Origin of the sequence: Streptomyces sp. NBC_01232, from assembly GCF_035989885.1 — a bacterium.
GTDB lineage: Bacteria > Actinomycetota > Actinomycetes > Streptomycetales > Streptomycetaceae > Streptomyces.
This window is the reverse complement of sequence record NZ_CP108518.1, coordinates 6909250-6929530: the sequence shown is the minus strand read 5'-3', so window position 1 is coordinate 6929530 and position 20281 is coordinate 6909250. Positions and strand designations below refer to the sequence as shown.

24 protein-coding genes and 1 pseudogene are annotated in these 20281 nt (G+C 68.8%); 18 read left to right on the top strand and 7 right to left on the bottom strand.

All coding sequences use genetic code 11. The features are described from left to right. Positions 1 to 37: 37 nt before the first annotated feature. Complete coding sequence (locus OG444_RS31990) at positions 38 to 1099, bottom strand: PucR family transcriptional regulator (RefSeq protein ID WP_266606548.1); 1062 nt, start codon at positions 1097 to 1099, stop codon at positions 38 to 40. Between the two features lie 373 nt (positions 1100 to 1472). Here OG444_RS31990 and OG444_RS31985 point away from each other — a divergent pair, with 373 nt between their 5' ends. The 3 genes from OG444_RS31985 to OG444_RS31975 all read left to right on the top strand — a co-directional run bounded on the left by OG444_RS31985 (position 1473) and on the right by OG444_RS31975 (position 2887). Beyond that, positions 1473 to 1724 carry a hypothetical protein gene (locus tag OG444_RS31985; RefSeq protein ID WP_252310243.1) on the top strand — a complete coding sequence of 84 codons (252 nt, stop codon included), beginning with the start codon at positions 1473 to 1475 and terminating at the stop codon, positions 1722 to 1724. Positions 1725 to 1917: 193 nt separating this feature from the next. Next, entirely contained in the window at positions 1918 to 2382 is a 465-nt protein-coding gene (locus OG444_RS31980; RefSeq protein WP_266606547.1) for a hypothetical protein, read from the top strand. 34 nt (positions 2383 to 2416) lie between these two features. Next, positions 2417 to 2887 (top strand): hypothetical protein, encoded by a 471-nt coding sequence (locus tag OG444_RS31975; RefSeq protein ID WP_266606546.1) that lies wholly within the window; start codon positions 2417 to 2419, stop codon positions 2885 to 2887. Between the two features lie 282 nt (positions 2888 to 3169). On the opposite strand, the gene OG444_RS31970 is transcribed toward OG444_RS31975, so the two are convergent. Further along, positions 3170 to 4156: a hypothetical protein gene (locus OG444_RS31970; protein WP_327265440.1), complete on the bottom strand. Its 987-nt coding sequence runs from the start codon at positions 4154 to 4156 to the stop codon at positions 3170 to 3172. A 136-nt stretch (positions 4157 to 4292) separates the two neighbouring features. Here OG444_RS31970 and OG444_RS31965 point away from each other — a divergent pair, with 136 nt between their 5' ends. The 3 genes from OG444_RS31965 to OG444_RS31955 all read left to right on the top strand — a co-directional run bounded on the left by OG444_RS31965 (position 4293) and on the right by OG444_RS31955 (position 7496). Next, positions 4293 to 5120, top strand: a complete 828-nt coding sequence (locus OG444_RS31965) for a DUF4142 domain-containing protein (RefSeq protein ID WP_327265439.1) — start codon at positions 4293 to 4295, stop codon at positions 5118 to 5120. Positions 5121 to 5715: 595 nt separating this feature from the next. Continuing rightward, positions 5716 to 7002, top strand: a complete 1287-nt coding sequence (locus OG444_RS31960) for a molybdopterin-dependent oxidoreductase (RefSeq protein ID WP_442810789.1) — start codon at positions 5716 to 5718, stop codon at positions 7000 to 7002. Continuing rightward, positions 6999 to 7496, top strand: coding sequence for a hypothetical protein (locus OG444_RS31955; RefSeq protein WP_266444480.1), 498 nt, complete (start codon positions 6999 to 7001; stop codon positions 7494 to 7496). Before OG444_RS31960 ends, OG444_RS31955 begins: the two co-directional genes overlap by 4 nt. Here OG444_RS31955 and OG444_RS31950 read toward each other — a convergent pair. After that, positions 7466 to 8122 (bottom strand): class I SAM-dependent methyltransferase, encoded by a 657-nt coding sequence (locus tag OG444_RS31950; RefSeq protein WP_252310234.1) that lies wholly within the window; start codon positions 8120 to 8122, stop codon positions 7466 to 7468. The genes OG444_RS31955 and OG444_RS31950 overlap by 31 nt on opposite strands. Positions 8123 to 8595: 473 nt before the next feature. On the opposite strand from OG444_RS31950, the gene OG444_RS31945 reads away from it, so the two are divergent. The 3 genes and pseudogenes from OG444_RS31945 to OG444_RS31935 all read left to right on the top strand — a co-directional run bounded on the left by OG444_RS31945 (position 8596) and on the right by OG444_RS31935 (position 10702). After that, positions 8596 to 8775 (top strand): hypothetical protein, encoded by a 180-nt coding sequence (locus OG444_RS31945; protein WP_266444477.1) that lies wholly within the window; start codon positions 8596 to 8598, stop codon positions 8773 to 8775. A 314-nt stretch (positions 8776 to 9089) separates the two neighbouring features. Further along, positions 9090 to 10015: pseudogene (locus tag OG444_RS31940) on the top strand (PucR family transcriptional regulator); the annotation flags it as partial. A gap of 477 nt (positions 10016 to 10492) precedes the next feature. Next, the gene (locus tag OG444_RS31935; RefSeq protein WP_266444474.1) at positions 10493 to 10702 is read left to right on the top strand and encodes a hypothetical protein; all 210 of its coding nucleotides are present in this window, start codon (positions 10493 to 10495) and stop codon (positions 10700 to 10702) included. A 4-nt stretch (positions 10703 to 10706) separates the two neighbouring features. Here OG444_RS31935 and OG444_RS31930 read toward each other — a convergent pair whose 3' ends face one another. Next, the gene (locus OG444_RS31930) at positions 10707 to 11207 is read right to left on the bottom strand and encodes a nitroreductase family deazaflavin-dependent oxidoreductase (RefSeq protein ID WP_327266992.1); all 501 of its coding nucleotides are present in this window, start codon (positions 11205 to 11207) and stop codon (positions 10707 to 10709) included. Positions 11208 to 11475: 268 nt separating this feature from the next. Here OG444_RS31930 and OG444_RS31925 point away from each other — a divergent pair, with 268 nt between their 5' ends. Further along, a complete protein-coding gene (locus OG444_RS31925; protein WP_266445569.1) occupies positions 11476 to 12615 on the top strand; it encodes a PP2C family protein-serine/threonine phosphatase in 1140 nt (379 codons plus the stop codon). A 207-nt stretch (positions 12616 to 12822) separates the two neighbouring features. After that, a complete protein-coding gene (locus OG444_RS31920; RefSeq protein ID WP_266444468.1) occupies positions 12823 to 13071 on the top strand; it encodes a hypothetical protein in 249 nt (82 codons plus the stop codon). Positions 13072 to 13111: 40 nt separating this feature from the next. Here the strand turns inward: OG444_RS31920 and OG444_RS31915 are convergent, their stop codons facing one another. The 3 genes from OG444_RS31915 to OG444_RS31905 all read right to left on the bottom strand — a co-directional run bounded on the left by OG444_RS31915 (position 13112) and on the right by OG444_RS31905 (position 14409). Continuing rightward, entirely contained in the window at positions 13112 to 13663 is a 552-nt protein-coding gene (locus OG444_RS31915) for a MarR family winged helix-turn-helix transcriptional regulator (RefSeq protein ID WP_266444465.1), read from the bottom strand. Between the two features lie 8 nt (positions 13664 to 13671). Beyond that, positions 13672 to 13995, bottom strand: coding sequence for a CBS domain-containing protein (locus OG444_RS31910; RefSeq protein WP_266606704.1), 324 nt, complete (start codon positions 13993 to 13995; stop codon positions 13672 to 13674). Between the two features lie 234 nt (positions 13996 to 14229). Then, a complete protein-coding gene (locus OG444_RS31905; RefSeq protein ID WP_266444463.1) occupies positions 14230 to 14409 on the bottom strand; it encodes a chloride channel protein in 180 nt (59 codons plus the stop codon). 324 nt (positions 14410 to 14733) lie between these two features. Here OG444_RS31905 and ectA point away from each other — a divergent pair, with 324 nt between their 5' ends. From ectA to ehuD, 7 genes are all read left to right on the top strand, one after another. Next, entirely contained in the window at positions 14734 to 15219 is a 486-nt protein-coding gene (gene ectA, locus OG444_RS31900; RefSeq protein ID WP_252310642.1) for a diaminobutyrate acetyltransferase, read from the top strand. A gap of 79 nt (positions 15220 to 15298) precedes the next feature. Then, entirely contained in the window at positions 15299 to 16567 is a 1269-nt protein-coding gene (gene ectB / locus OG444_RS31895; protein WP_327265438.1) for a diaminobutyrate--2-oxoglutarate transaminase, read from the top strand. 46 nt (positions 16568 to 16613) lie between these two features. Continuing rightward, positions 16614 to 17018, top strand: a complete 405-nt coding sequence (locus tag OG444_RS31890) for an ectoine synthase (protein ID WP_252310227.1) — start codon at positions 16614 to 16616, stop codon at positions 17016 to 17018. Between the two features lie 29 nt (positions 17019 to 17047). After that, a complete protein-coding gene (gene thpD, locus OG444_RS31885; protein WP_252310226.1) occupies positions 17048 to 17950 on the top strand; it encodes an ectoine hydroxylase in 903 nt (300 codons plus the stop codon). An 88-nt stretch (positions 17951 to 18038) separates the two neighbouring features. Further along, positions 18039 to 18956, top strand: coding sequence for an ectoine/hydroxyectoine ABC transporter substrate-binding protein EhuB (gene ehuB, locus OG444_RS31880; RefSeq protein ID WP_252310225.1), 918 nt, complete (start codon positions 18039 to 18041; stop codon positions 18954 to 18956). Between the two features lie 12 nt (positions 18957 to 18968). Beyond that, entirely contained in the window at positions 18969 to 19646 is a 678-nt protein-coding gene (ehuC, locus tag OG444_RS31875; RefSeq protein ID WP_252310224.1) for an ectoine/hydroxyectoine ABC transporter permease subunit EhuC, read from the top strand. Beyond that, positions 19646 to 20281, top strand: a complete 636-nt coding sequence (gene ehuD / locus OG444_RS31870; protein WP_252310223.1) for an ectoine/hydroxyectoine ABC transporter permease subunit EhuD — start codon at positions 19646 to 19648, stop codon at positions 20279 to 20281. The genes ehuC and ehuD overlap by 1 nt, the downstream gene beginning before the upstream one ends.

Below are 20281 nucleotides of genomic sequence, written 5' to 3'. Positions count from 1 at the left end.
TACGACCGGGAATGGCCAGCTCGGTCGACGGCCGCTGTCACGCCACCGTATCCGGCCAGCCCAGTAGGCGAGCGCCGATCACCGCGGTCTGCAGGGTGTAGCGGTTGTGCGGATCCGCCGGGTCGGCTGCGGTGAGGGTGTGGATGCGCTCCAACCGGTAGGTGAGCGCGCGCACGCTCAGCGAAAGCCGCCGCGCCGCCTCGGTCGCCACGCAGCCGCTGTCGAAGTACGCGGTGAGCGTGTCCAAGAGCGGCTGGGCACCGCCCCGGGCCTGCCGCAGCGGGCCGAGGACACTCTCCACCAGTTCGGCCATGGCCTGCCGGTCCCGGGTCAGGACCGGATAGACCAGCAGGTCGGCCGAGTGCAGCACTGGCCCCTCCAGACCCATCCGCTCCGCGAGATCGAGAGCGTTGAGCGCCTCCTCGTACGCGTGCACGACGCCGCCCGCACCGGAGTGTGACCGGCTTATCGCGACGCGTCCGCCGTCCGTGGCCGCGTACGCCTGCTTGGCGAAATAGGCCAGGACGTCCGGCTGGTCACCGGGAGCCACGCAAATCAGCCTGCCGTCCTTCGTGGTCAGAAGGATCTGCCGGTTGCCGAACCGGGCCAGGACGGTCTCCTCGATCCCGCGGGCCACGGGGTAGCCGTCGCCGTACGGCTCGGACCCCTCGGCGACCGCCACCGCGTGGGCCTGCGAAAGCCGCAGCCCGAACCGCTCGGCCCGCTCCGCCAGCCGGCCCAGGTCACTGCGACCGTACAGCAGGTCGTCGACGAACTCCCGGCGCGCGGCCTCCTCCTGCCGCACCGCCTGGTGCTGCGCCCTCTCGTACCCCTCGGCGAAAGCATCCACCGCCTGTTCGACGGCGGCCAGCAGCGGACCCACCGACCCGGACGGCAACCGCGGATGCACCTCCCGCGCTGCCGCCAGATGGTCCCGAATCAGGCCACGCAGCGCCAGTCCCGCGTCCGCCGCCCGGGCACCCTGAGCCCTCCGTGACTCCAACTCGTCGCGGGTGAGCCGACGCCCCGTGGCGCAGGCGTCGAGCAGAATCTCAGCGCACCCCACCACGTGCTCTGTTGGCGCTGCCGCCTCGGCCATGTCGCTCCCCCGATCTCACGCCTGTTGACGCGCCTTTGACGCAGGGACCAGGGTGACACGCGCTGAGCGGGGCGCCGCCATCGGCATCAGGATGACGTAAAAGCTGCCGGTCACCGGCAATGCGCCGCCGCACACGGAACGGGCAGGATCAGATCACGAGAGGAGAGCAACACCGCCCGGATGCCGGATGGCGGAAGCGGGGAGGATCTGGGCTGGTGGCGGATTTCGCACAGGTGATGGCGCGGCACACGGGTGGCGGTCTCAGATCCACACCCCAAGTGTGCTCGCCAGGACAGGGGTCGCCTGCGACAGCAGAGATATCCGTGCCGAACCCCCTCCAGATCGCTCAACCAGTCGACAAGGGATCCAGCAAATGCGTTACGACGACGAACCCGTCTTCAGGCGAAGCAAGTGGGGGACGAACCGCTACTACTACAACCCCAATAATCCCATCGGGCTGGCGCTCATCGTGATCACCCTGGTCTTCACCGCCACGATGGTGATCCTCATTGTCAACCGGGCCGGCCCCTTCAAACGGGAGACCGCCAACACGCCGTGGAGCCCACCGCTATACACCCACTCCTGGCCGCCGCCTTCCAGCGCTCCGACGCCCTGGCCCACATAACGCGCAAAGCAACCGTGAAGAACCGCGCCAGGGAGCCGATCAGCTGCGGTGGCGCCCCGCTCGAGAGGGCCGGCTTCCGCCGTGTACGTGCACCAGAGGCGGCGAGCCTCTGCGAGAAGGGCCAAGCCGAACATCCTCCCTGAGAGGGCGGCCCCATGGAGACCAGCACCTCGCACGACATCAGGGAGGAGCATTGAAGACCGAGCCCGTGTTCGTACGGCACGAGCGCACCAAACAGTACGTGTACAATCCGCGCAGCCGTTTGGGCCGCGCCCTCATCGTCCTCACGCCGATCGTCGCGAGCAGTGTTCTGTACTCGCTGTACAGCGGCTGGCACTGGAGCGAGGGCGAGCTTCGTACGGCCGTCCACCGAGCCGCTGACGCCCTGAACGCCAAACCCCAGTACGCGAGCCCCGAAGCACCCCAGGACTACCTGATCCGCAACGCCATCGAGGAGAGCCGCACGGGACCCGGCCATGGAGTGAGCGTGTACGGGGACGGCCCCGCCGGTTACACGATCTCCACGCAGGACACCGATACGAAGTTCTGCATGCGCCTGCTCCTGACCCCGGTCGACCCCGACAAACCCTTCCCTGCCGCCCTCGAACGCCATCATGTGATCGCGACCGCCACAGAGGGCCCATGCCGACGCCCATGACGTTGAGCACCGCCGACGACCTGGAGGAGGGCCGTTGAGCGAGGACCCCGTCTTCGCGCGGAGTGCATGGGGGACGAACCGGTATGTGTACAACCACCGCAACCCGGTCGGTCTCGCGCTCATCGTCATCGCGCCGATCGTCGCCATCTGCGCGATGATCGGGCTCCGGAACAGCTCCCGGTGGAGCGAGGGCGAACTACGCACGGCCGTTCACCAAGGTGCCGAGGACCTGAACGGGAGCACGCAGTACGTAAGCCCCGACATGCACTTGGGAACCCTGATCAGGGACGCCGTGGAAGACAGCGGTACGGGGCCCGGCCTGGGCCTTGACGTCTCCCAGGCCCTTGTCGAGGACGATGGCCACGACTACACGATCTCGACCGAGGACACCAACACGAAGTACTGCATACGCGTCACCATGGCCCGAGTCGATCCGAACAGCCGCTTCCCGTTCATCCGCCAGGACCACCACCTCACGGCCAAGGCAACCGAAGGCTCCTGCTGAGAGGTCCACTCAGGATCGTCCAGGGTGTGGCGTGCGCAAACGTGACCTTGGTTTACCGCTCGGAGCGGACCTGGACAGCGGCCGGACACGTCCTTCTCCTGCTGCTACCAGGGCGAGACACGCGGCCACGACGGAGAGCGCAGCGAGGGCAGCGAAGAGGTAGGGGTACCCGCCGAGTGAGGCCGCGAGAGCCATACTTGCCCAGGAAGCCAGGGCTGCTGCGATGTGGACGGGTACGCGCAGGAGTCCGGAGAGGCCGCCGTAATGGGTGGTGCCCAGCAGTCAGAGCTCGACTTCTCGGTACGCGCTGAGTGCGCTGCGTTCGACTTTGGCGAGCAGTCCCTGCTGGGTCTGTTCATCCATCTTCCGTTCCTGGGCCCACTCACGAGCCATGTCGACACCTTGTGTACGCAGCCGGTCGAAGCGCTCCTCCTGGGAGGCATTTTTCAGATTCTGAAGCCATGCCGCCGTGAGATGGGCGGCCGGGGGGTCCTGAGCGCTCTTGGGGGAGGCCTGTCCGTCCAGCAGGGTGTCCACGACAGCCGTGCGCCACACCCGTACCTGCCTCTTGTCCTTGCCGTGGGTGACCGCGTCGGCGATTCCATCGAGGATGCCGAGTGCTCGTGCGCTCTCCGTCGGTGGAACGCTGAGGCTGTAGTTCGCAGCGTCGGCGGGTACCGCCGCGAGCCGCTGCGCCGTGGTCCGGGTCTCCGTCATGCGCAGCAAGGCGTAGGCCTCGGGGTCCTGCGCGACAGCGCGGACGATGCCCCTGAGGGTGTCGGGAAGGACGGTGAGGTGGTGGGTGCCGTCGGACTGCCACGGCGGGGCCTGGGGTGCGGCCTTGGCCAGGAAGTCGGTGATGCCGATACCGCCGAGCATCTCGTGCAGATCGGGTGCGTAGTCGGCCAGAGCGGTGGCGAGAGGGACACGCAGGGCGGGATCCAGGGTGAGTTTCGCTGGATCTTCGGAACCGAGGACGACGAGGACGTCCTTCAGCGCCTGGGCCTGAGCCTGGGTGTGACGGCCAGGCGCGTTCCCGGCCGATGCGTTCACTATGGCCTCGGCAAGAGCTGCGCAGCTCGTGCCTGGGCTAACGGCCGCGCCCACTGACTTCTGCACACGTTCGTCCCCGGCCAGGCCATTGCACGGTTCAGCGGCTCCCCTGCCGAGCAGCAGCCATGCCCCGACGCCTCCCAGCAGAGCCAGACATAGCCCGAGCACGATGAATGCCTTGGCTGGTGTCGTGCGGCTGGAAGTCTCCTGTGGCATGGCTGCCTTCCTGTGGGGGTGTCAGTTAGTGGTGTCGGTCAGATACTTGTGCGTGGTGTTGCTCCCTCGGTCGTGACCGTCGAGGATGCAGGATTCGCGCCGAGCAGGGCCGCGAGAGGGGCCGGGATGCTATCCGGTGGCCGCCACCCACCTCCCATTTTTGCGCATCATCGCCAAATCAATTCGTTTGCCTAGAGCAAAGGTTAGCGTGGCCGTGCCCAAAACTTCCGGGCGCCACAGCGCCGGTGCCGGCACCGGCGAACCGTCGTGCACTCCAGGAGGCATGATGAAATCTCATGCACGCAGCACCCGCCCCCCGTCCCGTCGTCGCCGTGGCCGCCTGACAGCCGCGGCAGTCGCCTTCGTGGCGGTCATCGCCACTGCAACCGCATGGCTCGCGCTCAAGAACAGCTCAGCCGACGAGTCGGTCTCCGCTAACCTCCCAACGGCGGCCTCCGGTCTGACAGCGCCTCAGGCGGCCAGCACCGACGCAGTCACCGAACTGGACAAAACCTTCCTCACCAAAGTCCGACAGGCCGGACTGTGGGAGATACCGGCCGGCCGCCTCGCCCAGACCAACGCATCGAGCGAAGCGATCAAACGGGCCGGCTTGCATTTGCTCGAGGGACACAGCAAGCTCGACCAACTGGTTCGCGAGGACTCCCAGGCACTCCAAGTGCCCATCCCCGACCTGGCGACAGCCGAACAGCAGGCTTGGGTTGACCAGTTGCGAAAAGCCCGAGGCAGCGACTTCGACCAACTCTTCGTGGACCTGCTCCGGGCTTCCCACGGCAAGGTGTTCATTACCATCGGCGAGGTCCGCGCATCCACCAAAAACTCCGTGGTACGACGGCTCGCAGCCCAAGCCAACACCACCGTCCAGGACCACATGGATGTACTGGAGGACACCGGCCTCGTCACTGACGCCATCTTGGACGATGTCGCCTCCACCATTCCCAAGTAACGACCACCGCCTGCGCCGAGAGACCTCTCGACTTCCCATCGCGCCTCCGAGCGACGTGCGGGTGCCTCAGTTGTCGATCAATAGTCCCAAGTCGACGGGGTCGGCCTCAAACCCGCCGCGTACGTGGCAGCATCCACGGACAGCAGTGCACGCGCGATCGGCCATCTCAGGTCCTTGCCGACCGACAGTGACCTCCTTGCCCGGTATGACTTTTTTCCTTTCGTTCGGATGCACAGATGGATGGAGCGACCGCCCGAGTCAGTTTTCGGGCCCCGCGCAATGCCGAGATCCCTGCACGCTCGCAGGACCATTCGAATGTGCACGAACGAACAGCCCTGGCGTGTCGTCGGTGCGGGGTTAGCTGCGGTGCGGCATGTTCTCTCCGAAGACCGATCTCTCACAGACGAGATGGTCCGGGTCTATGCGGAGGTGCCCGATGGGTGCGAGCGGCGTCGGACACGAGCCGCCGGATGACGTGCCACCCCCGGCTGTCGGAGGGACGGAAGACGCCAATGCACCCGCCGCGGCTCGAGCTTCGCCCGGCAAGACTCCGGGAACCGCGCATCCGGACGTCGAGACATCAGGGCCTGGTCCGCTGGCGCGGCCGGGCAAGGCCGTACGTTCGCCTGCGCGGGCGGGGCCGCCCCCGGGGCCGGCCCGTCCGGAGTTCTGGCGCAGCCCGCTGCGCGGTCCGCGGCTGACCTCGCTCTTCGGGCTGGTCCTGTTGTTCGGGATCACGGTGCTCTTCGTGACGGGCCTGCTGTCGTACGCGGCGTACAACCCCGATCTCGCGGCGGTCAACGACCAGACACCGAACAAGGGGTGGCTCGGCTTCTACCTGTTCTCGTGGCCGACTTCCCCGTACTGGCTCTACCGGCTCACCCAGGGCGTCCACGTGACGCTGGGCATCGTCCTCGTGCCCGTCCTGCTGGCGAAGCTGTGGTCGGTCATCCCGAAGCTGTTCGAGTGGCCACCGATCCGCTCGATCAGCCACGCACTCGACCGCCTGTCGCTGCTCCTGCTGGTCGGCGGCGCCGGCTTCGAGTTCGTCACCGGCATCCTCAACATCCAGCTCCACTACATCTTCCCCGGCTCCTTCTACACCCTGCACTTCTACGGGGCCTGGGTCTTCATCGGCGCCTTCGTCGTCCACGTGGCCTTCCGGCTGCCCAGAGCCCTGCGGGCCGTACGGCCGCGACGCGGGGAACCTGCGGCGGGTAGCGAGGAAGCGTTCGGGCTGGTCGCGCCGAGACCCGCGGCGCCGACCATCTCCCGCCGGGGCGCCATGGCCATGGTGGGGCTCGGTTCGGTGGCGCTGCTGGTGGTCACGGCGGGGCAGAGCATCGGCGGATGGTGGCGGCGGACCGCGCTGCTGGCCCCTCACGGCCGGGACCCGGGTTCGGGCCCGAACGGGTTCCAGATCAACAAGACCGCTGCCTCGGTCGGCATCCGGCCCAGCGACGTCGGCCCCGCGTGGCGGCTGACCGTACGCGGCCCGGGGCGTCAGGTCGACCTGACGTACGAGCAGCTCCTCGCGATGACCCAGCACGAGTCGGCCCTGCCCATCGCCTGCGTGGAGGGCTGGTCCACCACCGACCAGCGGTGGGGCGGGGTCCGGCTCACCGATCTGGCCGCACTCGTCGGGCTGGGTGTGAACACGCCCGAGGTCCTCGTCGAGTCGGTGCAGCGTGGCGGCTCGTTCCGCTCGGCCGTGCTCAGCGACCACCAGGTCCGTGACAGCCGCTCGTTGCTGGCCGTCCGCGTCAACGGGGCGATCCTCTCCGCCGACCACGGCTACCCGGCGCGGGCCATCGTTGCGGGGGCTCCGGGGGTCCACAACACCAAATGGGTCACCCGCCTCACCTTCGGAGAGCCCGCATGAGTGCCCCGACCGCGTTCCGGCGCCGCTACGGCGCCTCCCCCCTGCACCTGCTCCTCGTCCTCGTCTCCTTCGCCCTCGCGCTCTACGCCGGTCTGCGTCTGTTCGAGGGGGACGCGGTCGGCGTGGCCGTGTGGTTCGTCGGGGCGGCCCTCCTGCACGATCTCGTACTCCTCCCCCTGTACTCGCTGACCGACCGGGCCGTACAGGCCCTGTTCACCCCGAGCCCCGACGACGGTCGGCCCGCGCGGCGGGTAAGCGTGAACTACGTCCGCGTACCCGCGTTCGTCTCCGGCGTCCTGCTGCTGGTCTGGTGGCCGCTGGTCTTCCGCCAGGTCGGCCACTACACCGCCGCGACCGCCCTCCCCGCGGACGGCTTCCTGGCCAGGTGGCTGCTGATCACCGCGGCGCTGTTCGCGGCCTCGGCCGCGGTCCTGTTCGTACGGACCTGGCGCTGGAGCCGGGCTCAACGGCAGGCGCGCAGCGCGACGAAGTGACGGCCTCCGGAACTCTTCCAGCGCTCGGCCTCGGCCCATCCCGAAGAGGCAGCGTGTCGGCTCAGCGCCGCAGTGCCGACCGTGGCCCACGGGAAGACGCTGCTCACGGGCCGGCTTCCTGCATGAATGCGGACGCGGCGACGTTCGTCCACGTCCCCGGCAGCGGTCTCCACCAGGAGGATGCCTTCCTCGCGCACAAGGTCCCGGACCCGGCGCAGCAGCCGCTGCGGGTCACCGCCGATACCGATGTTCCCGTCGATCAGCAGCGCCGTCCCCCACCGGCCCTCGTCGGGGAGGGGTTCGAAGACTGACCGGCTCAGGGCGGAGCCACCCCGGCGCACGGTCGTGATCACGGCGGATGGACAGACATCGATGCCGAGGACGTGGTGACCCCGTCCCGCCAGTGCCTCGACCAGCCGGCCAGCACCGCACCCGATGTCCAGCACCCGGCCGACGCAGCGCTGCAGCACCGTGGCGTCGCCCGCATCCGCCTGGGCGGACCACCGCTCCAGGTCCAGTGAGAGGCACCAGCCCTGCGCGTCGCACAGGGACAGGGCTCGCTGCGGAGTCTGGAGCGCCCGCGCGTAGGAGCCGCTGCTCCAGGCGCGGTGTTCGTGAGCGGTCATACCCCATGTCTCGCCGCACGCCGTGCCGGTGGTGCGCTCGGGACTGCGGATTCCCCCGGACGGCCCCTCACCGCGAACCGCCGGGTATGCGCGGCCGGCCCGGGCTCGGCCGGCCATCTGGCCAGGCATTCCAGGGCAGGGTCTTCACTGTCAGCGCAGCCTCGACAGCCATTTCCACTGGGACGGACGGTCGTGCTCCAGGCCCGCATCATGCCCACGCCCGGTTCGCACCGCGGGCTCCGTCTCCGTCCTCGCCGACAACGGAGACCTCGTGGCGGGCGACCTCGTGGCCAACTCCTTCATAGGCCTCAATCCCCGGCAAACCGGCGAACCGACTCCGCGAAGCTCCACGTCGGCCACGGCGTCCCGCTCGACCCGGAATGCGTACGACGCTGGACGGAACGGGAGCAACGATGCCTGTCCGGCCGGGCAGCTCATGGCCGCCCCTGTTCCTCCCTGCCAGGAGACGCGCCATGCCCCGACCCTCCCCCACCGGGTCGGTGGTGTCGCCTCTGGGTGCATTCGGAACAATCCTGGCCGCAGCAGGCACGTTCCTGTACTTGCACCCCGGCCCCGGCCTGCTGCCGCCCGCCCTGGGCGCACTCGTCCTGGCGGTCTCGGTCGCGGTCTGGCTCTTCTCCCGGCAGCACTGACCTCTTAGGGCCCTTCGGCGACCTGAGCGCCAGCCTCGAAGAAGGCCCACGCATTACCGCCCGGATACCGCCCCCCATTTCCATGGTTCGGCATCCGGGCGGTAGTGCGTTCCCCCGTGCCCTGATCCTGCCGCGTTCCGCGCCCACACACACTGCCGGTGACCGGCAGTCTTTACGCGCTCCTGATGCCGATGACGGAAGCGCTCGCGGAACGTGACACTCCGGTGCCCGCGTCAAGGAAGCGTCATGGGCGCGTCAGGACTGGGGGAAGTGCGTGACGTACCGAACGGCACGCGCGGAAGGGGAGCATGCCGTCCGGCCTCCCATTGCGCGGCCTGATACGCAATCACTTGGCGGCGGTGCAGACAGTACGGCCCGTTCCCTCGTCGCCCGGTGGACTGCTTGCGGTGGTGGAACAGGCCGTGGACGCCTTCGTCGAGGGCTACGAGCGCGCCCAGCAACAGGCCATCCGTCAAGAAGAGGCCGCGCGCCGCGAGTTCGTCGACGACCTCCTGTACGTGCGCAGTGATCTCGGCCGCCTCTCTGAACGGGCCGAGCACTTCGGCCTTCGTCTTTCTCAGGCCCATGCGGTGGCCGTAGCTGTCGGCCCCGAGCCGTAGGGCGACGGTTTCCGGGTGGCCCGGGGCATCGAGACGGCGGTCCTGGCCCGCTTCCCGGGCCGACGGATCCTTCTGGCCACCAAGGGGGGCCGGCTGATCTGCGTGGCCCCCGGGGACCAACCCGACGTACTGGCCTTCTTCGCCAAGCAGGCGTACGCGGCCACCGACGGCGGCAAGGTCGCCATCGGTGGCTCCCACCCCGGCGCCGGAGGAGTCGTCCACTCCTACGAGGAAGCCCTCTGCGCCCTCGACCTCGCCGAGCGGACGGGCTTCGACGGGCCCGTGCTGCACGCCGTCGACCTGCTCGTCCACCCCGTCCTGACCCGCGACCGGCAAGCCACGGCCGACCTGGTGGAGACCACGCTCGGTCCGCTGCGAACGGCGCGGGGCGGGGCGGCGCCCAACCCCTCATCGATACGCTCACCGCCTACTTCGACAGCGGATGCGTGGCCACCGAGGCCGCGCGCCGCCTGTCGCTGAGCGTGCGGGCGCTGACCTACCGGCTGGAGCGCATCCGGAGCCTCACCGGGGCCGATCCTGCCGATCCGTCCAACCGCTACGCCCTCCGCACCGCGGTGATCGGCGCCCGCCTGCTCGGCTGGCCCACAGCCGCGGGCTGAACTGCGGCGTAGCGCAGCCAGCGTGGGGAGCGGATACGGCGACGGATGCCGCGATCACTACGAGTGCGTACTTGTCTGGTCCTGCCGGTGTCCGGCATTCACAACGTGGCACGTCGCCATCTAGTCTGGGCGGGTACCGGAGAGGCCCCAATGAACGGAAACCCGGCGTACCACGCCCTCGCGCTGCTCGCCTCGACCCTGCTCCTGCTCCCGTTTCCGGTGGCGATCTTCGCCGGCTGGGTCCCTCCCCGTCTCGGCGACCGTTCGACCGCTCTGCCGTACGCGTGGGCAACACTCTTCCTGTACGCCCTGGTGCCACTCAACGCGCTCCCCCGCATGATGAACGCGCCGGCAACGGTCGTGATGGTCTGTACCGCAGCCGCACCGCTGTTCAGCCTCGCGGCCGTAGCCTGTCTCATGCGGTCGTACAGGTGTGCACGGCGCGCCACCTCTTCCCGGACAGAAAGCTGACCACCCATGCCGGATGTGAATGTCCTCGCCTGGTTCCGCAGGAACGTCACCGAGTTCCGCATGGCCGTCACAGCTGTCGGTATCGGTTTCGTGTTCACGGTGGCCGCCGTCGTCCTGTACGCCCTCCCCGCCCGCGGCTTCCCGGAGCTGGCGATCGGCTTGTCCTTCCTCACGACCGGCCTGGTCATGCTGGGCTCGGGTTCCCTGAAGCGCTGAGCTCTCAGCGCCAGCAGCGGGGCGGCACCTCGTCCAGACGCACGAACGGGATCCTGCGTCCGGCTTCCCGGAAGAGGTCCGTTCCGTCCGCCGGATTGTCCAGGCCGAGGTAGCGGCATAGTGCGCGTGCGGCTCGCGGGTGCCGGGCGGCGTATGCGGCCATCACGTCGGCACCTTCCTCTGCGGTCAGGAAGTGGGCATTGACTGGGTAGAACGTCCGCCCGACCTGGATGGTCACCTTGGGGATGTGGCGCAGGTTCCGGTACCACTGCGCGGCGGTCCCGAACCCCGAGGCCACCGTCCAGCTTCCCCGGAGCCCATCGTGGGCCACCACTTCCAGGCACACCTCGCGGGTCTGGCCGGACAGCCGTCCTGTGTGCTGGAGGATGAGCATCCTTTTGCCGAAAACCGGGCCGAGGCCGATCCGGTAGAAGGCGATCGGGAGCCGGGCGACGACGCGGCGCCAGCCTGTGGGTGGCTCGGGGCGGGAACGGCGGCGCGCCATCAGCACATGGCCCCCGAGTTCCGCATCGCCCTGAGGAATACAGCGGGTGGGTAGCGGTGGCATAGCGATGTGGTTCGCCGGGCAAACTTTTGCATAGTCTAAACGTGACACGTGGCGGAGCACGCATCAACCGCCCTGCCCGTGTCGATCGAAATGGACGGGTGCCGCGTTCGCCGCGCCGACGAGGAGCCGGGAGTACGACGTGGATGTCCATCGTTCCGGGAGTGTCCCGGTGAAACCCGCGCTGCTCGCGATCCCCTTCGTGGTGATGGCCCTCGTCGCAGCTGCCGACGTCACCGCGGGACCGGGCGTCGGCCTGCTGCCCCTCGTGTCGCTTGGGCCGGCCTTCGCCGGTCTGGCGGGCAGCTGGCGCCGTACCGCCACCATCGGGGCCGCGGCGATGGCCCTCTGCTGCGCGCTCGGGCTCTACGACGGTCTGTTCCCGAACCGCCGCGGGTACACCGCCCTGGTAGCGGTGGCAGGGGTGACCGTCGCCGGGGTTGCCGCCGCGGTGGTGCGCACCCGCCAGGAACGAGAGCTGGCAAGCGTCCGTACGATCGCGGAGGCCGCGCAGCGGGTTCTGCTGAGACCGGTGCCGCGCAGCGCCGGGCACCTGCGCGCCGCGGTCTCCTACACCTCGGCCGTCGCCGAGGCACGGATCGGCGGGGACCTCTACGAGGTCGTACCAGTGCCCGGAGGCGTGCGGGTGATCATCGGGGATGTCCAGGGCAAGGGTCTGGAGGCAGTCGAGACGGCCGCCACCGTGCTCGGCGCCTTCCGGGAAGCCGCACACGACGAACCCCGACTGAGCGGCGTAGGCGCCAGGGTGGAGCGTGCCGTCCAGCGCTCCCTGGAGGGCGAAGGGGACGGCGAGAAGTTCGTCACGGCCTTGCTGGCCGAAATCACGGAAGGGGGCGATGTCGCGTTCCTCAACTATGGTCACGCGCCCGCCATGCTCGTCCGGCCGGGGAGCCCCGCAGCCTTTCCGGAGCCCCCTCAGCACGCCCCACCGCTGGGCCTGATCTGGACCGCCTCCGACTCCCCCGAGCCCTACAGCGTCGGTTTCGGCCCCGGAGACCAGCTGCTCCTCTACACGGACGGCGTCTCGGAGGCCAGGAATTCCCTTGGCGCCTTCTACCCCTTGGGGGAGCAGAGCGGCCTGCTGTCGGACCCCGACCCCCAGCGCGCGCTTGATGCGCTGCGCGAGGATGTGGTGGCGTATGTCGGTGGACCTCTGCACGACGACGCGGCGATGCTGCTGCTGCGCTGCCGGCAGGAAGACGGCGAACCGCCGCGCCATGCGAGCGCGTCACAGGACCCAGTCCGAGCACCCTCGCCAGGGACGTCAACGGTGCGCCTGCCCGAGCAGCGCCGTCCCAGCGACGAAGGCGACGATCAGGGCAGGTGAGAGCCAGAGCCACCCCGGCCCTGGCCTCGGCGCTGCGAGGCCATCCCAACCTCCGGTCCGATGGCCGTACCGAGGTGGCTGACTACGCTGGACCGCGCCGTGGACCACCCTGTTAACGTCAACACCCCTCCTGCTTCTTGGCGCGCGGCCTGGTCGTACGAGGTACTCCGAGAGCAGAGGAGGTGAACGGCCGTCGGTACGGCACTCTTGTGCGCCGCCCTCGCGGTGGCCGTGCTGGCGCTCCGTGGCGCCGTCACCGATCTCAAAGCAGGCGAGCGCAGCCGTTCACACCGCCCGCGGCACACGATCCGGCTCGCGGCCACGGCCGTCGCCGTCACCGCCGTCATGCTCGCCCTGCTCAGCCGACTGGCGGGCTCGGGGCTCTGGCCCGTGGGAATCCTGCTCGGCTTTGCCCTGGCGGCCGGTCTGGCCGCGGGAGTGATCCGCCGCCCTTGACGCAGGATCCGGCGGCCAGAGCCGGTCCCCGAGCCGCCGCCTACCCGTCGCTCCGGCGCTGCACCGGTTCGCTCCACCCCAGAGGAAAGAGCGAGCCATCCCCATCGCGTACGGTGGGCTCCCCGCCGGCGGCGTTGAACGCGGTGAGCGCGTCGACCAGGGCGGCTCGCTGGCCATGATCGATGCGGGCGGCGATGGCCGCGATCTCTTCCCTGCGCCGGGCCGTGACCTCTTCCACCAGCCGCAGACCGCCCGGCGTCACTGTCAGTATCGTCTCGCGGCGGTTCTCGGGGTTGGGCCGCCTGTCGGCCAGTCCAGCCGCGATCAGGCGGTCGACCATGCGCATCGCCGTCGAGGGGTTGACCCCCAGGGCTTCGGCGAGCACCACCAGCTTCGCCGCGCCCCGGGTGGCCAGCACCACCAGCATGCGGAACTGCGCGAGCGTGACCTTGTCCTCGGCCGCCGCGAGCGAGCGGGCGGAGACTGCCACGAGGAGCCGGGAGGCCGTCAGGAGGGCGCGGGTCACGTCGTCGACGTCGGCCGCGTCATCCACACGCGGTGGGGACGCATCGGCGTGCGGTAGTTCGGTCATACCTCTTTCTACCGCTTGGGCTCTCCCCCGTGCCTACCCGGCCCCGCCCCGCTCGGCGAATCGGGGTGGAGAGCCCGCTGGGCGCTCTGACGGGTGAGCCACCCGACCAGGTGCCCGTCTTCGGTGTCGAAGACCGGAAGGCCCGTTCCCGAAGAAGAGACGAGGAGGTGGAGAGCCGTCCCCAGGCTCATGTCCGATGTGAGGGGGTGCGGTCGCTCTGCCAGCTCCGCAGCGGTCTTCCGTGCACCCTTCGCGTCGTCGGGGGCTTCGGCGAGCAGCTCGGCGACGGCCTGAGCCGTCAAGGCCCCGCGGAATCCGCCTTCGGAATCCACCACTGGAAGGACCCCGTGCGGTGACCGGGACAGAAACTCTGCCGCGTGGCGAGACCACAGGCCGCCAGGAGCGGTTCCGGGGCCTTCTCCAGCCCCGGGCGAGCCGCTGGCCGCCGAGCGGCGCGCCCGGGGCGGGGGCGTCCAGGTCGATACCCCGACGCCGGAGCTTGAGGGTGTAGATCGTATCGCGCGACAGCAGCTTGCTGGTCAGCGCCGCAAGGACGATGGCGAGCATCAGCGGCAGGTGATCGAGTACTCACCCGTGAGCTCGAAGAGGATCACCACGGCCGTGATGGGGGCGCGGGAAGCGCCCGCGAACACGGCCCCCATCCCCACCAGCGCGTAGGCCCCGGCGTTCCCCGCGGTCCCTGGGAGCAGGTGTTGACCCTCGCCGTATGCCGCACCTCTAACCATCCAGTCAGCGACGAAACCCTCAGGCCGCCGACAAACGCATAACGTTCAGGTGGAAAATGTGGCACAGAGCAAAGACGTTATATTGTCGTTACAAAATCGCAGGTCGGGTGGAAATATCTGGATTCTTCATGCGGATATGACCTCACGGTCCACACCTCTGCACCCCCGAAGGGTGCGCTCTAATATCACCATCAAACCATCTGACATAACCCCCTAGGCCCATGCGATTTACTCCATCCCTGGGTAACTTCGGCCCGCATGACTGCTCATGCAGAACTGGCCCGTTACAGAAAGCACCTCCCGACCGCTCCGACCCCCTTCACGATGCGCATCGACCGCCCCCGCCCCGGGGACGGCCCACTGCTCTGGCGCCTCGCGCGCGATTCCGGGACGCTCGACCTCAACTCGGCGTACAGCTATCTCCTCTGGTGCCGTGACTTCGCCGGCACGTCCGCCGTGGCCCGTGACCCCTCCGGGCGAACCGTCGGGTTCGTCAGCGGGTACCTCCGGCCCGAAGCTCCCGGAACACTGCTCGTCTGGCAGATCGCCGTCGACGAATCCATCCGCGGCCTGGGAGTCGCGGGGACGCTGCTCGACAGCCTCACCACCCGCGTGGCGGCGGAACACGGACTGGACCACCTGGAAGCCACCGTCTCGCCCGGGAACCGTGCTTCGGAGCGGCTGTTCGCCTCGTACGCCGAACGGCACGGCGCCACTCTCACACGCGAAGTGCTCTTCAGGACGGACGAGTTCCCCGAGAGCGGGCACGACGCCGAGGTCCTCCACCGCATCGGGCCGCTCCACTTCTGACACCGCTCCCTTCGACAAGTGCCCCGGGCCGATGCCACCGGCCGCCGCAAGACCACCGAACACCCACTGGAGAATCGCCTTGACCATGACCGAGCCGGTCCTGTCCGTCTTCGAGACCGTGGAGTCCGAGGTGCGCAGCTACTGCCGCGCCTGGCCCGTCGTCTTCGAGCGCGCCACGGGAAGCCGGCTGTACGACGAACACGGCCACAGCTACCTGGACTTCTTCGCGGGCGCCGGATCCCTGAACTACGGCCACAACAACCCCGTCCTCAAGCGGGCCCTCCTCGACTACCTCGAGCGGGACGGCATCACCCACGCCCTGGACATGTCGACGACCGCCAAGCGAACCTTCCTGGAGACCTTCCGGTCCACCGTCCTGGAACCGCGCGCCCTCCCCTACAAAGTCATGTTCCCGGGGCCCACCGGCACCAACGCCGTCGAGGCCGCCCTGAAGCTGGCCCGCAAGGCCAAGGGCCGCGAGGCCGTCGTGTCCTTCACCAACGCCTTCCACGGCATGTCGCTCGGCTCTCTCGCCGTCACGGGCAACGCCTTCAAACGGGCCGGCGCCGGCATTCCCCTGGTCCACAGCACTCCCATGCCCTTCGACCAGTACCTCGGCAGCCAAACCCCCGACTTCCTCTGGTTCGAGCGCCTGCTGGAGGACCAGGGCTCCGGCCTCAACCACCCGGCGGCGGTCATCGTCGAGACGATCCAGGGCGAGGGGGGCATCAACGTGGCCCGGGCGGAATGGCTCCGCGCCCTCGCGGATCTGTGCAGGCGCCGCGACATGCTCCTGATCGTCGACGACGTCCAGATGGGCTGCGGCCGGACCGGCGACTTCTTCTCATTCGAGGAGGCGGGCATCACGCCCGACATCGTCACGCTGTCCAAGTCGATCAGCGGGTACGGACTGCCCATGGCACTGTGCCTGTTCAAGCCCGAACTCGACCTGTGGGAGCCCGGCGAGCACAACGGCACCTTCCGCGGCAACAACCCGGCCTTCGTCACCGCGACCGCGGCCCTGGAGACGCACTGGGGCGACGGAGTCCTGCGCGAGCGAACCCTCGTCCAAGGCGGCCACGTCGAAAGCGCGCTGCGCGAACTGTGTGCCGAACACGGTCGGCTGGGGGCGACCTACCGCGGTCGCGGAATGGTGTGGGGCATCGAGTTCACCCACACGGAACGCGCCGCGGCAGTGTGCCGCAGGGCCTTCGAGCACGGTCTCCTCATCGAGACCTCGGGCCCCGAGGGCGAGGTGGTGAAGCTGCTCCCGCCCCTCACCATCACCACCGACGAACTCGACGAGGGCCTGGACATCTTGGCCCGCTCCGTCCGCGATACCGCCTGACCAGCACCCCCGTACAACGTACGCACGCACCACGAAGGGCACCACCATGATCGTCCGCTCGTTCCGGGACATCGAGGGAACCGACCGCCACGTCAGGGCCGCGTCCGGCACCTGGGAGAGCAAGCGCATCGTCCTGGCCAAGGAACGCGTCGGCTTCTCGCTGCACGAGACCGTCCTGTACGCCGGCACCGAAACATCCATGTGGTATGCGAACCACGTGGAGGCCGTGGTCTGCACGGAGGGCGAGGCCGAACTCAAGGACGAGGAGACGGGCCTGATCTACACCATCACGCCGGGAACCATGTACCTCCTCGACGGCCACGAGCGGCACACCCTGCGCGTGACGCGCGAATTCCGCTGCCTGTGCGTCTTCAACCCGCCGGTGACCGGCCGGGAGGACCACGACGAGAACGGCGTGTACCCGCTGCTCACCGAATCCGACGACAGCTGAGAGCGAAGAGAGGAGAGGCAGGCACCACCATGACCAACGCATCGACCCGCACCGTCACCGACCTGTATCCGACGCGGGGTTCCGAGGAGGTGCTCATCGGCCGCAAGGACCCGGTCGTGTGGTCCGAGCCCGGCACTCCCGGCCCGATGTGGGCCCACGAGATGGAGAGCTACGAGCGCGACGGCTTCCTGCCCGTCGACCAGCTCATCACGCCCGACGAAGTGGACCTCTACCGGGCCGAGATGGACCGACTGCTCCGCGACCCTTCGACGCTCGCCGATGACAGGTCCATCGTGGAGCCGAAGTCCCGTGAAGTCCGCTCCGTCTTCGAGGTGCACCGGATCAGTGAGGTGTTCGCGGCCCTCGCGGCCGATCCGCGCATCGTGGGGCGCGCGCGGCAGATCCTGGGCTCCGAGGTGTACGTGCACCAGTCCCGGATCAACGTCAAGCCCGGTTTCGGCGCCAGCGGCTTCTACTGGCACTCCGACTTCGAGACCTGGCACGCCGAAGACGGCCTCCCGAACATGCGCACCGTGTCGGTGTCCATCGCCCTGACCCCGAACTACGCCACCAACGGCGGGCTGATGATCATGCCCGGCTCCCACCGGAGCTTCCTGGGCTGCGCCGGGGCGACGCCGAAGGACAACTACAAGAAGTCCCTCCAGATGCAGGACGCCGGCACCCCGTCGGACGAGGCCCTCACCAAGTTCGCCTCGGCCTGCGGCATCAAGCTCTTCACCGGCAAGGCCGGATCCGCCACCTGGTTCGACTGCAACGCGATGCACGGGTCCGGCGACAACATCACGCCGTACCCCCGCAGCAACGTGTTCCTGGTGTTCAACAGCGTCGAGAACCGGCCCGTGAAGCCCTTCGCGGCCCCGGTGCGCCGCCCCGCGTACATCGCTTCGCAGGACTTCACCCCCGTGGGCTGACCGATCCGACCAGATCCGGCCGGCCGGTCCGGCACGAACCGGACCGGCCGGCCCCGCTCCCGCTCGACCGGCCACCGAAAGGAACGAGATGCCCCAGCACAAGGCCCTGTCCCGAAGAGGGTTCTTCTCCCGAACGGCGCTGCTCGGGGGCGCCGTCCTGGCTCCGGGTCTGGTGGCCGCGTGCAGCCGCACCCAGGTCGGCACCGGAGCTCCTTCCGACGACGGGAAGCTGCTGGAGAAGCTCCGCGCACAGGGGTACGTCCGCATCGGATTCGCGGGCGAGGCCCCGTACGGGTTCAAGGACGGCAACCGGCTGGCCGGCGAGGCGCCCACCCTGCACCGGGAGATCTTCTCCGCCCTGGGGGTCGCCGAAATGCGCCCCACACTCACCGACTTCGGCGCGCTGATCCCTGGACTGCTGGCCGACCGTTTCGACGTCGTCAGCGCCGGCATGGCGATCACCCCGGAACGCTGCGCCAAAGTCGCTTTCTCCGAGCCCGAGTTCGTCTCCCCGACAGCCCTGATGGTGCCCAAGGGCAACCCCAAGGGCCTGAGCGACCTGAAGTCGGTGGCTTCCACCGGGGTCACCGTGGGGGTGCTGACCGCCGCCGTCGAGGCGACGTACGCCAAGGGGGCCGGTGTCGGCGGATCCTCGGTCAAGTCCCTCGCGAAGCAGCAGGACGGGCTCGACGCGCTGGTGGCCGGGCGGATCGACGCCTTCGCGCTGACGGGCATCTCGCTGCGCTGGCTCGCCAAGACCAACGCGGAAGCACCGGTCGAGGTCCTGGAGCCGTTCGTGCCGGACCTGAACGGCACACCCCAGTACAGCCCCGGCGGTGCGGTCTTCCGGCCCGGCTCCACGGCCCTGCGCGACGCGTTCAACGGCGAGCTGGCGAAGATCACCGGCGATCCGGACCGCTACGTCGCTCTGATCGGCCAGTACGGGTTCACCGCGCGAGAGGTACCGCCACCCACCTTGCGCACCGTCGACCTCTGCGCCGTCTGACGAGCACCGCACATGACCGGTTTCTTCGAGGAATTCGTTCACGCCCTGCCCAGTGTCGGCGAAGGCGTGGCGGTCACCCTCCTCGCCACCGCGCTCAGCGCGGCCGTGGCGCTGATCGTGGCCTTCGCCTTCGGACTCCTGACACGCTCGACCCGGCTGCTCGTGCGGGGACCGTCCCGGTTCACCGTCGAGTTCTTCCGCGGCACGTCCCTGTACGTACAGCTGTTCTGGCTGTTCTTCGCCCTGCCCGTGCTCGGCTTCCGTCTGGAGCCCATGGCCTGCGCCGTCGTCGCCTTCGGGCTGAACTTCGGCGCCTACGGATCCGAAGTGGTCCGCGGCGCACTGGAAGCTGTCCCCCGGACCCAGTGGGAGGCGGCCGTGGCCCTCGGGATGAGCCCGCGGCAACGCATGATCAGGGTCGTGATGCCCCAGGCCTGGGTGCAGATGATCCCGCCGTTCGGGAACCTGCTCATCCAGCTGCTCAAGGCCACTCCCCTGCTGTCCCTGATCACCATCGCCGACCTCACCTTCGAGATGGACCAGCTGAGGTCCCTCACGGGCAGCACCGCCCAGGCCTATCTCGCCGTCCTGGTGATCTACTACGCCATCGCCGCCGTACTCAACTCGTTCATGAGGGCGGCCGAATCAGCGGCGAAGACCCGGCTCGGCCAAGATCCGGGGGGTTCCTGATGTGGTCCTGGGAAACAGCCCGCGAGGGCCTGCCGGTAGTCCTGAGCGGCTTCGGGATCACACTGCTCGCTACCGTCCTCGGCTCGGCCGTCGCGATGCTGCTGGGCCTGGTGCTCGCCGTGGCACTGCGCACGCCGACGCGCTGGGTCACTCTGCCCCTTCGGGTCATCGCAGACTTCGTCCGGTCGACGCCGTTGATGATCCAGCTGTTCGCCGCCTGGGTCCTCGTCCCCGGGCTGAACGCGCTGACCCTGGGCATCGCCGTGCTCGGCATCCACTACGCGACGTACACCTGCGAGGTGTACCGCGCGGGGATCGACGCCGTGCCCCGGGGCCAGTGGGAGGCCTGCACCGCGCTGTCGCTGCCCCGGCGACGGGTGTGGCGGGCCGTCATCCTCCCGCAGGCGGTGCGCAACGTCCTCCCCGCCCTGGGCAACTACGTGATCTCCATGTTCAAGGAGACCCCGTTCCTGTCGGTGATCGCCGTCCAGGAGATGGTCCACCGGGCGAACGAGTACGGCAGCGTGCACTTCGCCTATCTCGAAGCCTTCACCCTGGCCGCCACGGTCTTCCTTCTGGCCAGCTATCCCACCTCCGTGCTGATGAGACGACTGGAGAAACGCCTTGCCCGGTGA